13 protein-coding genes are annotated in these 13,174 nt (G+C 61.7%); 8 read left to right on the plus strand and 5 right to left on the minus strand.

Features of this window, described 5'->3' with window-relative positions; genetic code table 11:
* Positions 1–11 precede the first annotated feature (11 nt).
* Genes QRN70_RS11560 through QRN70_RS11570 form a run of 3 tightly spaced genes read left to right on the plus strand, consistent with a single transcriptional unit; the run spans position 12 to position 2,897 of the window.
* The gene (locus QRN70_RS11560) at positions 12–938 is read left to right on the plus strand and encodes an ABC transporter permease subunit (protein WP_285417796.1); all 927 of its coding nucleotides are present in this window, start codon (positions 12–14) and stop codon (positions 936–938) included.
* Positions 939–948: 10 nt separating this feature from the next.
* The gene (locus QRN70_RS11565; protein ID WP_285417797.1) at positions 949–1,917 is read left to right on the plus strand and encodes an ABC transporter ATP-binding protein; all 969 of its coding nucleotides are present in this window, start codon (positions 949–951) and stop codon (positions 1,915–1,917) included.
* Positions 1,917–2,897 carry a peptide ABC transporter ATP-binding protein gene (locus QRN70_RS11570; protein ID WP_285417799.1) on the plus strand — a complete coding sequence of 327 codons (981 nt, stop codon included), beginning with the start codon at positions 1,917–1,919 and terminating at the stop codon, positions 2,895–2,897. The genes QRN70_RS11565 and QRN70_RS11570 overlap by 1 nt, the downstream gene beginning before the upstream one ends.
* Before the next feature lie 105 nt (positions 2,898–3,002).
* On the opposite strand, the gene QRN70_RS11575 is transcribed toward QRN70_RS11570, so the two are convergent.
* Together QRN70_RS11575 and QRN70_RS11580 are read right to left on the minus strand one after the other, a co-directional pair.
* A complete protein-coding gene (locus QRN70_RS11575; RefSeq protein ID WP_285417800.1) occupies positions 3,003–3,266 on the minus strand; it encodes a hypothetical protein in 264 nt (87 codons plus the stop codon).
* A gap of 206 nt (positions 3,267–3,472) precedes the next feature.
* Complete coding sequence (locus QRN70_RS11580) at positions 3,473–5,056, minus strand: peptide chain release factor 3 (protein WP_285417801.1); 1,584 nt, start codon at positions 5,054–5,056, stop codon at positions 3,473–3,475.
* Positions 5,057–5,415: 359 nt separating this feature from the next.
* Here QRN70_RS11580 and QRN70_RS11585 point away from each other — a divergent pair, with 359 nt between their 5' ends.
* The 4 genes from QRN70_RS11585 to QRN70_RS11600 are packed head-to-tail and all read left to right on the plus strand — an operon-like array spanning position 5,416 to position 8,853.
* Complete coding sequence (locus QRN70_RS11585; protein WP_172667905.1) at positions 5,416–6,105, plus strand: ABC transporter permease; 690 nt, start codon at positions 5,416–5,418, stop codon at positions 6,103–6,105.
* A 21-nt stretch (positions 6,106–6,126) separates the two neighbouring features.
* Positions 6,127–7,032, plus strand: coding sequence for a glycine betaine ABC transporter substrate-binding protein (locus QRN70_RS11590; protein WP_285417803.1), 906 nt, complete (start codon positions 6,127–6,129; stop codon positions 7,030–7,032).
* 13 nt (positions 7,033–7,045) lie between these two features.
* Positions 7,046–7,699 (plus strand): ABC transporter permease, encoded by a 654-nt coding sequence (locus tag QRN70_RS11595; protein WP_007953690.1) that lies wholly within the window; start codon positions 7,046–7,048, stop codon positions 7,697–7,699.
* A complete protein-coding gene (locus QRN70_RS11600; protein WP_285417804.1) occupies positions 7,696–8,853 on the plus strand; it encodes an osmoprotectant ABC transporter ATP-binding protein OsmV in 1,158 nt (385 codons plus the stop codon). The genes QRN70_RS11595 and QRN70_RS11600 overlap by 4 nt, the downstream gene beginning before the upstream one ends.
* A gap of 53 nt (positions 8,854–8,906) precedes the next feature.
* On the opposite strand, the gene QRN70_RS11605 is transcribed toward QRN70_RS11600, so the two are convergent.
* The gene (locus tag QRN70_RS11605) at positions 8,907–9,812 is read right to left on the minus strand and encodes a hypothetical protein (RefSeq protein WP_285417805.1); all 906 of its coding nucleotides are present in this window, start codon (positions 9,810–9,812) and stop codon (positions 8,907–8,909) included.
* Positions 9,813–10,417: 605 nt separating this feature from the next.
* Here QRN70_RS11605 and QRN70_RS11610 point away from each other — a divergent pair.
* Positions 10,418–11,581: a type III PLP-dependent enzyme gene (locus QRN70_RS11610; RefSeq protein WP_285417806.1), complete on the plus strand. Its 1,164-nt coding sequence runs from the start codon at positions 10,418–10,420 to the stop codon at positions 11,579–11,581.
* A 157-nt stretch (positions 11,582–11,738) separates the two neighbouring features.
* Here the strand turns inward: QRN70_RS11610 and QRN70_RS11615 are convergent, their stop codons facing one another.
* The gene (locus QRN70_RS11615) at positions 11,739–12,497 is read right to left on the minus strand and encodes a tetratricopeptide repeat protein (protein WP_285417808.1); all 759 of its coding nucleotides are present in this window, start codon (positions 12,495–12,497) and stop codon (positions 11,739–11,741) included.
* A complete protein-coding gene (locus QRN70_RS11620) occupies positions 12,494–13,174 on the minus strand; it encodes a Fe2+-dependent dioxygenase (protein ID WP_285417810.1) in 681 nt (226 codons plus the stop codon). Before QRN70_RS11620 ends, QRN70_RS11615 begins: the two co-directional genes overlap by 4 nt.

A 13,174-nucleotide genomic window follows, 5' to 3' on the forward strand; every position in this document is an offset into this window, starting at 1 on the left:
GGTCAATACCCATGAGCACTCCAACATCCTCAGTAGTCAACGCCACGTCCGCCGTGGATCAAAGCCTGCTGTACCCGTCGCCGTACAAAGAGTTCTGGCAAGCCTTCTCGAAGAACAAGGGCGCCGTCGCCGGCCTGCTGTTCATGCTGCTGGTGATCTTCTGCGCGATCTTCGCGCCGTGGGTCGCCCCGCATAGCCCGAGCGAGCAATACCGTGACTTCCTGCTGACGCCGCCGGCGTGGCTGGAAGGCGGGCAGATGCAATTCCTGCTCGGCACCGATGAGCTGGGTCGCGACCTGCTGTCGCGACTGATCCAGGGCTCGCGCCTGTCGCTGCTGATCGGCCTGTCGTCGGTGGTGATGTCGCTGATCCCGGGCATTCTGCTGGGCCTGTTCGCCGGTTTCTTCCCGAAAGTCGTCGGCCCGACCATCATGCGTCTGATGGACATCATGCTGGCCCTGCCGTCGCTGCTGCTGGCCGTGGCGATCGTCGCCATCCTCGGCCCTGGCCTGATCAACACCGTGATCGCCATTGCCGTGGTATCGCTGCCATCCTACGTGCGCCTGACCCGGGCTGCCGTGATGGGCGAGCTGAACCGCGACTACGTGACCGCCGCGCGCCTGGCCGGTGCCGGCCTGCCGCGCCTGATGTTCATCACCGTGCTGCCCAACTGCATGGCGCCGCTGATCGTGCAGGCGACCCTGAGCTTCTCCTCGGCGATCCTCGACGCCGCCGCCCTGGGCTTCCTCGGCCTCGGCGTCCAGCCGCCAACCCCTGAGTGGGGCACCATGCTGGCCTCGGCCCGCGACTACATCGAACGCGCCTGGTGGGTGGTGAGCCTGCCTGGCCTGACCATTTTGCTCAGCGTGCTGGCAATCAACCTGATGGGCGACGGCCTGCGCGATGCGCTGGACCCGAAACTCAAGAACGCCGCCTGAGGAGATTCCCATGTCACTGCTAGAAATCAAGAATCTCAACGTTCGTTTCGGCGACAAGACCGCCGTGCCGGTGGTCGACGGTCTCGACCTGAAAGTCGACAAAGGCGAAGTCCTGGCCATCGTCGGCGAGTCCGGTTCGGGCAAATCGGTGACCATGATGGCGCTGATGGGCCTGATCGAGCACCCGGGGATCGTCACCGCCGACGCCCTGAGCTTCGATGGCAAGAACATGCTCAAGCTGAGCAACCGCCAGCGCCGGCAGATCGTCGGCAAAGACCTGGCGATGGTCTTCCAGGACCCGATGACCGCGCTCAACCCGAGCTACACGGTCGGTTTCCAGATCGAAGAAGTGCTGCGCCTGCACCTGAAAATGTCCGGCAAGCAAGCGCGCAAACGCGCCATCGAGCTGCTGGAAAAAGTCGAAATCCCGGGCGCCGCCAGCCGTATGGACGCCTACCCGCATCAACTCTCCGGCGGTATGAGCCAGCGCGTTGCGATTGCCATGGCGATTGCCGGCGAGCCGAAACTGCTGATCGCCGACGAACCGACCACGGCGCTGGACGTAACGATCCAGGCGCAGATCATGGACCTGCTGCTGGCGTTGCAGAAAGAGCAGAACATGGGCCTGGTGCTGATCACCCACGACCTCGCCGTCGTCGCCGAAACCGCCCAGCGCGTGTGCGTGATGTACGCCGGCCAGGCGGTTGAAGTCGGCCAGGTGCCGCAACTGTTCGACATCCCCGCGCATCCGTACAGCGAAGCGCTGCTCAAGGCGATCCCCGAGCACAGTCTGGGCGCCGAGCGCCTGGCAACGCTGCCCGGCATCGTTCCGGGGCGCTACGACCGGCCGCAGGGTTGCCTGCTGTCGCCGCGCTGCCCGTATGTGCAGGACAACTGCCGCGCGCAGCGTCCGAGCCTTGACCCGAAAAGCAACAGCCTCGCCCGCTGCTTCTACCCGCTGAACCAGGAGGTGGCGTAATGGCCGTCGTACTTACCGCCCGCGACCTGACCCGTCACTACGAAGTCTCCCGGGGCCTGTTCAAGGGCCACGCGACCGTGCGCGCCCTCAACGGCGTGTCGTTCGAACTGGAAGCCGGCAAGACCCTCGCCGTCGTCGGTGAATCGGGCTGCGGCAAGTCCACCCTGGCCCGCGCCCTGACCCTGATCGAGGAGCCGTCGTCCGGCTCGCTGAAAATCGCCGGCCAGGAAGTCGCCGGCGCCGACAAGGCGCAGCGCAAGCAACTGCGCAAAGACGTGCAGATGGTGTTCCAGAGCCCGTACGCGTCGTTGAACCCGCGGCAGAAGATCGGCGATCAACTGGCCGAGCCATTGCTGATCAACACCAACCTGTCGGCCACCGAACGGCGCGAGAAAGTCCAGGCGATGATGAAGCAGGTCGGCTTGCGTCCCGAGCACTACCAGCGTTATCCGCACATGTTCTCCGGCGGTCAGCGCCAGCGTATCGCCCTGGCCCGGGCGATGATGCTGCAACCGAAAGTGCTGGTGGCGGACGAACCGACCTCGGCGCTGGACGTGTCGATCCAGGCGCAGGTGCTGAACCTGTTCATGGACCTGCAGCAGGAATTCAACACCGCCTACGTGTTCATCTCGCACAACCTCGCGGTGGTGCGGCATGTCGCCGATTCGGTGCTGGTGATGTACCTCGGCCGGCCGGTGGAAATGGGCCCGAAAGAGGACATCTATACCCGTCCTCTGCACCCATACACCCAGGCGCTGCTGTCGGCGACGCCGACCATCCATCCGGATCCGGACAAGCCGAAAATCAAGATCGTCGGCGAGCTGCCCAACCCGTTGAACCCGCCACCGGGCTGCGCGTTCCACAAGCGCTGCCCGTATGCGACCGCGCGTTGCAGTACCGAAGAGCCGGCCCTGCGCCCGCTCGACAATCGTCAGGTGGCGTGCCACTACGCCGAGCAGTTCCTCGACGGCGCGGCATGAAAAAACCCGCCCTGTTGCCGGGGCGGGTTGTTGTGAGTTGACCCAACCCCTTCCACCTCGATTGCGCATCAGTCGAGGCAGAAGGGGTTTTCTTTTGCCGGCGATCTACGTCTGGCTGTCGCCTTCGTCGTCCGGATCGTCGGTGTCCGGTTCGTCGGTGGTCGAGTCATCATCGTTGGCGCTACCGCCCTGATCCTGATCGCCCGGCTCGGACTCGGACTTGGCCAGCATCAGCGCGCTGTGCCCCACCTGCCCGCTGGAGGCCTGGGTATCGTGATCCTCGCACTCGGCCCAGGCCGTCGCGGTGCCGAGGGACAGCATCACCATCACTTTCAACAACAGCAACATCCGTAGCAACCTGTTCTTCATAGCGATTGCATCCTTCTGCAGATGAAACACAAATGCCTGACTGGCGCTCAGTCAAATCTAGTTGCGATCAGCCGGGCTCACCAGTTAGGACGCTGACGGCGTCCGCTAATTGCCACGAAAGTACAGAATGGTTGGCGATAACGGTTATGCCGAAAAAGCTCAAAAAAAAACGAAGCCGAAGCTTCGTTTTTTTTATTGCGCGGGAATCAGTGATGCTCGCGGGTCGCACGGAATTTCACGTCCGGCCAGCGCTCTTCCATCAGCGCCAGGTTGACCCGGGTCGGCGCGAGGTAGGTCAGGTGACCGCCGCCGTCCAGCGCGAGGTTTTCCACCGCCTTGTTGGAGAATTCCTCAAGCTTCTTGTTGTCGCTGCATTCGATCCAGCGCGCGGAGTACACGGTGATCGGCTCGTACGAGCACTCGACCTTGTATTCCTCTTTGAGGCGGCTGGCGACCACATCGAACTGCAGCACACCGACGGCGCCGAGGATGATGTCGTTGCTGCGTTCGGGGAAGAACACCTGGGTCGCGCCTTCTTCGGCGAGCTGTTGCAGGCCCTGGCGCAGTTGCTTGGATTTCAGCGGGTCGCGCAGACGCACACGGCGGAACAGCTCCGGGGCGAAGTGCGGGATGCCGGTGAAACCGAGGGTTTCGCCTTCACTGAAGGTGTCGCCGATCTGGATCGTGCCGTGGTTGTGCAGACCGATGATGTCGCCGGCGTAGGCCTCTTCCAGTTGCTCGCGCTCGGAAGAGAAGAAGGTCAGGGCGTCGCCGATGCGCACGTCCTTGCCAGTCCGCACGTGGCGCATCTTCATGCCTTTCTCGTACTTGCCGGAGCAGATACGCATGAAGGCGATGCGGTCGCGGTGTTTCGGGTCCATGTTTGCCTGGATCTTGAAGATGAAGCCGGAGAACTTCTCTTCCACCGGCTCCACGGTACGCTCGTTGGCCACCCGTGGCAGCGGACGCGGGGCCCAGTCGACTACGGCGTCGAGGACGTGATCGACCCCGAAGTTGCCCAGCGCGGTACCGAAGAACACCGGGGTCAGCTGACCGTCGATGAACTCCTGCTGGTTGAACTCGTGGCAGGCGCCCTGCACCAGCTCAAGCTGTTCGAGGAAACGCTCGTACTCATCGCCCAGGTGCGCGCGCGCCTCGTCGGAGTCGAGTTTTTCGATGATCTTGGTTTCGGTGCGTTCGTGACCGTGACCGGCGGTGTAGACAATGATGTAGTCGTCGGCCAGGTGGTACACACCCTTGAAGTCGCGGTAGCAACCGATCGGCCAGGTGATCGGCGCGGCCTTGATCTTCAGCACCGCCTCGATCTCGTCGAGCAGTTCGATCGGGTCGCGGATGTCACGGTCGAGTTTGTTGATGAAGCTGACGATCGGCGTGTCACGCAGACGGCAGACGTCCATCAGGGCGATGGTCCGTGGTTCTACACCCTTACCGCCGTCGAGCACCATCAGCGCCGAGTCCACCGCGGTCAGGGTGCGGTAGGTGTCTTCGGAGAAGTCTTCGTGACCCGGAGTGTCGAGCAGGTTGATCATGTGTTCGCGATACGGGAACTGCATGACCGACGTGGTAATGGAAATACCCCGCTGCTTCTCCATCTCCATCCAGTCGGATGTCGCATGGCGATCGGATTTACGGGATTTCACCGTACCGGCCACCGCAATCGCCTTGCCCATCAACAGGAGCTTTTCGGTGATCGTGGTTTTACCGGCATCGGGGTGGGAAATAATGGCGAAAGTGCGGCGTTTCGCGACTTCGGCGGCCTGGTTGGTCATGGGAAATCGCCTGGCGGTGATTCAAAAAAGGGCCGCGATTATAGCCCAACTCGAGGCAATAACCGAACCGTTGAGCACATTAAGGGTGGCCAACTGCTGCCGCAGATGGGAACCTTTTAAAGCCCGGAGACGTCCATCCCCTGTCACGCTATTTCGTCAGGGGCTGAAAAATCAGCAAGTTAGCCTGACGAGGCTGCGCTCATGGCTCGCTTTCAGACCGCTTGTTGCCGGTGCTGAGGGAGCTGCTTCTCGCGAACGCTCATTCCCGGCAGCCAAGGCTTGGCATGCCACTCGGGACAGCGTGCGCCGACTACAAGAAAAGGAGTCCGCCTGTGGCTATCCGCTATGGCAAAGGGCTGATGGGAGGTGCGGTGGTCATCGCGCTCCTGGCCCTGCTGGTCCACTGGATCGGCATCAACACGATCGAACACTACCGCGACGATTTGTTGTTTTACCTGCAAGCTCATCTGATTCTCGTCCTCGCTTCAATGCTGGCCGCCCTTGTCGTGGGTATCCCCGCCGGTATCTTCCTCAGCCGCCCGACCATGGTCGGCCGCGCCGAACGCTTCATGCAGATCTTCAATATCGGCAACACCGTACCGCCGCTGGCCGTGCTCGCGATTGCCCTGGGGATTCTCGGCATCGGCAGCGGTCCGGCGATCTTCGCTTTGTTCCTCGCCTCGCTTTTGCCGATTGTGCGCAACACCTATGAAGGCCTGAAAAACGTCCAGGGTTCGCTCAAAGAGGCGGCCGTCGGCATCGGCATGACCCCGCGCCAGGTGCTGTGGAAAGTCGAACTGCCCAACGCCGTACCGATCATCGTCGGTGGCGTGCGTGTGGCCCTGGCGATCAACGTCGGCACCGCGCCGCTGGCCTTCCTGATCGGCGCCAACAGCCTCGGCAGCCTGATCTTCCCCGGCATCGCCCTGAACAATCAGCCGCAACTGCTGCTCGGCGCCGCGTGCACCGCGCTGCTGGCTCTGCTGCTCGATGGCGTGGTCACCCTCGCCAGCCGTCTCTGGCTGGAACGCGGTCTGCGCCCGTCTTAAGGCTCTTGCGAAGGAATATTTATGAAACGACTCAGCTTGATCTCGGGCCTGCTCCTGAGTAGCGCTCTGCTGTTCGCAGGATTGGCGCAAGCCGCGGAAAAACCGCTCATCCGCCTCGGCGCCCGGGTGTTCACCGAACAGACCCTGCTCGCCGAAATCACCGCGCAATACCTGCGCAGCAAAGGCTACGACGCGCAGATCACCGGCGGCCTGGGCAGCAACCTCGCCCGCAGCGCCCACGAAAGCGGGCAACTGGACATGCTCTGGGAATACACCGGCGTGTCGCTGGTGGCCTACAACCATGTCACCGAGAAACTCGACAGCCAACAGTCCTACGCCCGGGTGAAAGAACTCGACGCGAAAAAAGGCCTGGTCTGGCTGACCCCGTCGAAATTCAGCAACACCTACGCCCTCGCCCTACCGAAAAAAGTTGCCGAGGCGTATCCGCAGATCAACAGCATCAGCGACCTGAACAAGGTGCTGCGCGATGAAGCGCAGACCAACCACCTGGTGGCGCTCGACACCGAGTTCGCCAACCGCTCCGACGGTCTCGACGGTATGGTCAAGCTGTACGACATGAACCTGACCCGCGAGAACATCCGCCAGATGGATGCCGGCCTGGTCTACACCGCGCTGCGCAACGGTCAGGTGTTCGCCGGTCTGGTCTACACCACCGACGGCCGCCTGAATGCCTTCGGCCTCAAGTTGCTGGCGGACGACAAGCACTATTTCCCCGACTACACCGCCGCGCCGGTGGTGCGTCAGGCCTATCTCGACGCGCACCCGCAACTGGCTGAACAGCTCAAGCCGCTGGCCGAACTGTTCGACGACGAAACCATGCGCCAGCTCAATGCGCGGGTCGACGTCGATCACGAGAGCCCGTCGAAAGTCGCTGCCGACTTCCTGCGCCAGCACCCACTGAATTAAGAGAGGAGAAGTCATGGAATTTCTGAACGCCTTTTCCCATCTCGACTGGCAGCAGGTGATGCACCTGACCTGGCAGCACATCACCCTGGTCGGCATCGCCGTCAGTCTGGCGATCCTCATCGGTGTGCCGCTGGGCATCCTGATGACGCGCTTCCCCAGCCTTGCCGGACCGTTGCAGGCCAGTGCCACGGTGCTGCTGACCGTACCGTCGATTGCCCTGTTCGGCCTGCTGCTGCCGTTCTACTCCAAGTTCGGCCAGGGCCTGGGGCCAATGCCGGCGATCACCGCGGTGTTCCTTTATTCACTGTTGCCGATCATGCGCAACACCTACCTGGCGCTGACCGGCGTCGAGCCGGGTATCCGCGAAGCCGCGCGCGGCATCGGCATGACCTTCGGCCAGCGCCTGCGCATGGTCGAGCTGCCCATTGCGGTGCCAGTGATCCTCGCCGGCGTGCGCACCGCGGTGGTGATGAACATCGGTGTGATGACCATCGCCGCCACCATCGGCGCCGGCGGCCTCGGCGTGTTGATCCTCGCTTCCATCAGCCGCAGTGACATGTCGATGCTCATCGTCGGCGCACTGCTGGTCAGTCTCCTGGCGATTTTCGCTGACCTGATTCTGCAATGGCTGCAACGCTCGTTGACTCCAAAAGGACTGCTCAAATGATCGAACTTCAAAACCTCAGCAAAACGTTCCAAAGCAACGGCAAAGATGTCAAAGCCGTGGACTCGGTGAGCCTGACCGTCAATGAAGGCGAAATCTGTGTGTTCCTCGGGCCATCGGGCTGTGGCAAAAGCACCACGCTGAAAATGATCAACCGCCTGATCAAACCGACCTCGGGCAAGATCCTGATCAACGGCGAAGACACCACCGACCTCGACGAAGTGACCCTGCGTCGCAACATCGGCTACGTGATCCAGCAGATCGGCCTGTTCCCCAACATGACCATCGAAGAGAACATCGTCGTGGTGCCGAAACTGCTCGGCTGGGACAAACAGAAATGCCACGACCGCGCCCGCGAGCTGATGAGCATGATCAAGCTCGAGCCCAAGCAGTATCTGCACCGTTATCCGCGCGAGCTGTCCGGTGGCCAGCAACAGCGTATCGGCGTGATCCGCGCTTTGGCCGCCGATGCGCCGCTGCTGTTGATGGACGAGCCGTTCGGTGCGGTCGATCCGATCAACCGCGAGATGATCCAGAACGAGTTCTTCGAGATGCAGCGGGCGCTGAACAAGACCGTGATCATGGTCAGCCACGACATCGACGAAGCGATCAAGCTCGGCGACAAGATCGCGATTTTCCGCGCCGGCAAACTGCTGCAGATCGATCACCCGGACACCCTGCTCGCGCACCCCGCGGACGACTTCGTCAGCAACTTCGTCGGCCAGGACAGCACCCTCAAACGCCTGCTGCTGGTGAAGGCCGAAGACGCGGCGGATAACGCGCCGTCGGTGAGTCCGGAAACCCCGGTGGCCGATGCCCTGGAATTGATGGACGAACATGACCGCCGCTACGTCGTCGTCACCGACGGCGCGAACAAGGCGCTGGGTTATGTGCGCCGGCGCGACCTGCATCGCCAGGTCGGCACCTGCGCGCAGTACCTGCGCGAGTTCAACGCCACGGCGGCGTACGACGAGCACTTGCGCATCCTGCTGTCGCGCATGTACGAGTTCAATCGAGCGTGGTTGCCGGTGATGGATGCCGAGCGGGTGTTCCTCGGCGAGGTGACGCAGGAGTCGATCGCGGCGTACCTGAGTTCGGGGCGCTCGCGCGGGATGAAGACCAGCATCGTCTCGCCAGCGGAAACGGCCCTGGCCTGATCCGGGCGCGATAACCCACGGGCGGTGCCTGCCAGGGCACCGCCCGTCTGCGTTCAGGAAGCCACGCCCTGGTCGGCGGCGATGAATTCGAACTTCACCTCCTCCGCGGTGGTTTTCGGCAAGGTGATGCGAATGGCCGGAATCCACAGGCCGGTCTGCGTCTTGAAATCCACCTGGTCATACTGCGCGGCAGTCTTGCCGGTGTCATTGATGTAGAACACCGCTTCGATCGGCAGCACTTTGCCCAGATCCTGGCCCCACTTCTCCAGACGGAATTCGTTCTGCGTGGAGAAGGCAAACGCGCCGCCCTGCCCCTGGGCCTTGAGCCCTTCGTTGAAAGCCGTGGTCGCGCCCTGATTCAACACGTCGCGCACATCGAATCCACACAGATTTCCATATTTCCCCGGTTGCTGGTTGTAGTGGACCAGGTATTGCGCGGCTGTCGTTATTCCCTGGGACTGACACGGCACGCTGCTGGGCACGCCTGCCGATTGCCCGCAGCCCTTGTTGTCGCGAGAAGTGGTTGCGCCATCGACCGGAAAGAAACAGAGGATTTCCGGTTCAAGCGTTCCGTCAGGGGCATAGAAGTACGGATGAAAGATGAAGCCATTGTTGTAACCGAATACCAACTTGCTGAACTTGGCATCTTTGCGCAAATAGGAAAAAGAAACCCCAGTGGACGTCGGATTGGGATTCCAGAAATGGAACTGCGTGGAATGCTGGGTCGCCCGCAACAACACACCGCTGCACAGGAACGGCGGCGCGCCCGGGTTGGCCCGGCACATGGCGATGGTGTTGTTATAGGTTTCCGTCAGGTACCCGGCGACTTCCGGCCCGCTGGCGTTGAGCTTGTGCCTGGGTGCCGCGGACTCGACGGACGATAGTACGGGCGGCGGCGCTTGCTCAGTTGCACAGCCGGATACCAGTAACGCAATCAATAACATCAACCATCTGTTCATCGCCTTTGACTCCCGAGCGTTCGGCTTTACCTGAAAAAAAGGCAAAGCCCGGCCCAGGCCGCGATGAACAAGCGATGCGTCTGCGCAACGCGATCACGTTCAATCGGGCCTATGGTCTGCAACTTCCAGGATTCGCCACCAGGATTACCTTAATCAGCCGTCCGCTGCTTGGCACCTGTCAGAAATTACAGTCCGCAGGGGCTTCTCGATACTGATTCGAAATTAAAAAGCGTGCAGTTATTTCAGCGCAGTGGCGCGGCCACTCACCGGCAAAATCTCGGCTGGGGGAACATCAGCCTGTCATGTCGGTCGGTTACATCAGTGACTGAACGCTACCGCACGACGGAAGCGTGCAAAAACGCGACATTTTTAGTTGATCTCGCGCCCCTCACGCCCTAAAGTTCGCGCCGAACGTCCATGCTGGAAACGATCCATCCGGCTCAAGTACTGACGACGAGACAGCAAGGCCAAGGGCAGCGCCGCCGCCCATGGCCTTTTTGCTTTCGGCGACATGCCTTGGGAAGTAGGCGAACCAAAGTGGGGATACGGAGGACGTTCATTTGCACCCATTGTTTTTACGAGTTTGCCCATAGGAGCTCCCAAGTATGTCGATCCAGGTCGAAGATTATTTCGCGCGCGACACCTTTCAGAAAATGAAGGCGTTCGCCGACAAACAGGAAACCCCGTTCGTGGTGATCGACACTGCGATGATCGCCCAGGCCTACGATGACCTGCGCGCCGGTTTCGAATTCGCCAAGGTCTACTACGCGGTCAAGGCCAACCCGGCCGTCGAGATCATCGACCTGCTCAAAGAAAAGGGCTCGAGCTTCGACATCGCCTCGATCTATGAGCTGGACAAAGTCCTCAGCCGTGGCGTCAGCCCGGATCAGATCAGCTACGGCAACACCATCAAGAAATCCAAGGACATCCGCTACTTCTACGAGAAGGGCGTGCGCCTGTTCGCCACCGACTCGGAAGCCGACCTGCGCAACATCGCCAAGGCGGCACCGGGCGCCAAAGTCTACGTGCGCATCCTCACCGAAGGCTCGACCACTGCCGACTGGCCACTGTCGCGCAAGTTCGGCTGCCAGACCGACATGGCCATGGACCTGCTGATCCTCGCCCGTGACCTGGGCCTGGTACCGTACGGCATCTCGTTCCACGTCGGTTCGCAGCAGCGCGACATCAGCGTCTGGGACGCGGCGATCGCCAAGGTCAAAGTGATCTTCGAGCGCCTGAAGGAAGAAGACGGCATCCACCTCAAGCTGATCAACATGGGCGGTGGCTTCCCGGCCAACTACATCACCCGCACCAACAGCCTGGAAACCTATGCCGAGGAAATCATCCGTTTCCTCAAGGAAGACTTCGGTGACGACCTGCCGGAAATCATCCTCGAGCCGGGCCGTTCGCTGATCGCCAACGCCGGCATCCTGGTCAGTGAAGTGGTGCTGGTCGCGCGCAAATCGCGCACCGCGGTCGAGCGCTGGGTGTACACCGACGTGGGCAAGTTCTCCGGCCTGATCGAAACCATGGACGAAGCGATCAAGTTCCCGATCTGGACCGAGAAGAAAGGCGAGATGGAAGAAGTAGTGATCGCCGGTCCGACCTGCGACAGCGCCGACATCATGTACGAGAACTACAAGTACGGCCTGCCGCTGAACCTGGCGATCGGTGATCGCCTGTACTGGCTGTCGACCGGTGCATACACCACCAGCTACAGCGCCGTCGAGTTCAATGGCTTCCCGCCGCTGAAGTCGTTCTACGTGTAAATGCTGCGGCCGTAACGCAAAAAGCCCATGACGAGTCATGGGCTTTTTTATATGTCGATGCAATCCATTGTGGCAGCGCTTGCTCACGAATTCGGTGGGCAAGTGCGGATGATAACTGACACAACGCCTTCGCGAGCAAGCCCGCTCCCACAGGGGTCTATGCAGTGTGGCTTAACTCATCGGCGCGAAGCTGATATCTGCATGCCATCCCCTGAATTCTGCAATCTGCCGCACTGAGCAGTGTTTGACTCGCCACCCGCAGGAAATTCAGGTTGCCGCCGACAAGGGCTTTTTCAAGCCAATCGACGGCCTCATCAATCCGTCCCTCGGCCGCCAACACCGCCGCAAAACTGAACTGCCCACGAAAGTCGCCGCCCTCGGCCGAACGCCGATACCACTGACGCGCCGCGACCGGATCCGCCGGGCACGCCTGCCCTTCTTCCAGATAGCGCCCCAGCAGGTTCATCGACTTCGCATGGCCCGATTCAGCCGCGCGCCGATACAGCGCCAGCGCCTGCCGATGATCCACCGCCACCCCGCGCCCGGTCGCCAGCAGATTGGCCAGGTTGTACATCGCCCAGTCCAGCCCTGCCTCGGCGGCGACTCGATAATGCTCGGCAGCACGCGAGGCATCCGCCGCGCATCCCCAGCCATGTTCATGACAACGTCCGAGCATGTTGCGCGCCATCCGATGCCCGCGCCCGGCCGCGATGCCGAACCAGCGCAGCGCCAGCGGTTGATCCTGGGCGATGCCGTGGCCGTCGAGCAGGATCTGTCCAAGCAACGCCTGCGCTTCGATTTCGCCCTCACCCGCCGCCAGCAGAATCGCCTGGGCCGCGCGCGCGGGGCTTTCTGCGAGCATGGCGCGAAGTTGCTCGACGCTGAGGACTTCCTCGCGACGCAGTTGGAAACTCATACCTCGACCCAGCGCCGCAGCAGGTTGTGATAGGTGCCGGTGAGGCGGATCAGCGAAGGGTGATCCGGCAGGTCTTGCGTCAGTTGCTGAATCGCCCCGTCCATCTCGAATAGCAAGGCACGCTGGCTGTCTTCGCGCACCAGGCTCTGCGTCCAGAAGAACGAGGCATAACGCGCGCCACGGGTGACCGCGTTGACTTTGTGCAGGCTGGTGCCGGGGTACAGCACCATATCGCCGGCGGGCAGTTTCACCCGCTGGGTGCCGAAGGTGTCCTGGATCTCCAGTTCGCCGCCGTCGTAATCCTCGGGCTCGCTGAAAAACAGCGTGGCCGACAGATCGGTGCGCACCCGCTCGATGCTGCCCTTGGGCTGGCGCACGGCGTTGTCGACGTGGAAATCGAAACTGCCGCCCGCCGTGTAGCAGTTGAGCAACGGCGGGAACACCTTGTGCGGCAGCGCGGCGGACATGAACAGCGGGTTGTTCCACAGCCGTTCGAGCATCGCCGCACCGATTTCCTTGGCCAGCGGATGACCTTCCGGCAGTTGCAGATTGTGCTTGGCCTTGGCCGATTGATAGCCGGCGGTGATCTTGCCATCGGCCCAGTCAGCCTGCTCCAGCGCCTGGCGGATGCGCTGCACTTCGTCTTTCTCGAACAGCGCGGGAATGTGCAGCAGCAT

The organism is Pseudomonas sp. efr-133-TYG-5, from assembly GCF_030209175.1.
Classification (GTDB): domain Bacteria; phylum Pseudomonadota; class Gammaproteobacteria; order Pseudomonadales; family Pseudomonadaceae; genus Aquipseudomonas.

Coding starts and splice junctions, on each gene's coding strand:
- QRN70_RS11560 (WP_285417796.1), top strand. CDS start 12: ATGAGCACTCCAACATCCTCAGTAGTCAACGCCACGTCCGCCGTGGAT.
- QRN70_RS11565 (WP_285417797.1), top strand. CDS start 949: ATGTCACTGCTAGAAATCAAGAATCTCAACGTTCGTTTCGGCGACAAG.
- QRN70_RS11570 (WP_285417799.1), top strand. CDS start 1,917: ATGGCCGTCGTACTTACCGCCCGCGACCTGACCCGTCACTACGAAGTC.
- QRN70_RS11575 (WP_285417800.1), bottom strand. CDS start 3,266: ATGAAGAACAGGTTGCTACGGATGTTGCTGTTGTTGAAAGTGATGGTG.
- QRN70_RS11580 (WP_285417801.1), bottom strand. CDS start 5,056: ATGACCAACCAGGCCGCCGAAGTCGCGAAACGCCGCACTTTCGCCATT.
- QRN70_RS11585 (WP_172667905.1), top strand. CDS start 5,416: ATGGGAGGTGCGGTGGTCATCGCGCTCCTGGCCCTGCTGGTCCACTGG.
- QRN70_RS11590 (WP_285417803.1), top strand. CDS start 6,127: ATGAAACGACTCAGCTTGATCTCGGGCCTGCTCCTGAGTAGCGCTCTG.
- QRN70_RS11595 (WP_007953690.1), top strand. CDS start 7,046: ATGGAATTTCTGAACGCCTTTTCCCATCTCGACTGGCAGCAGGTGATG.
- QRN70_RS11600 (WP_285417804.1), top strand. CDS start 7,696: ATGATCGAACTTCAAAACCTCAGCAAAACGTTCCAAAGCAACGGCAAA.
- QRN70_RS11605 (WP_285417805.1), bottom strand. CDS start 9,812: ATGAACAGATGGTTGATGTTATTGATTGCGTTACTGGTATCCGGCTGT.
- QRN70_RS11610 (WP_285417806.1), top strand. CDS start 10,418: ATGTCGATCCAGGTCGAAGATTATTTCGCGCGCGACACCTTTCAGAAA.
- QRN70_RS11615 (WP_285417808.1), bottom strand. CDS start 12,497: ATGAGTTTCCAACTGCGTCGCGAGGAAGTCCTCAGCGTCGAGCAACTT.
- QRN70_RS11620 (WP_285417810.1), bottom strand. CDS start 13,174: ATGCTGCTGCACATTCCCGCGCTGTTCGAGAAAGACGAAGTGCAGCGC.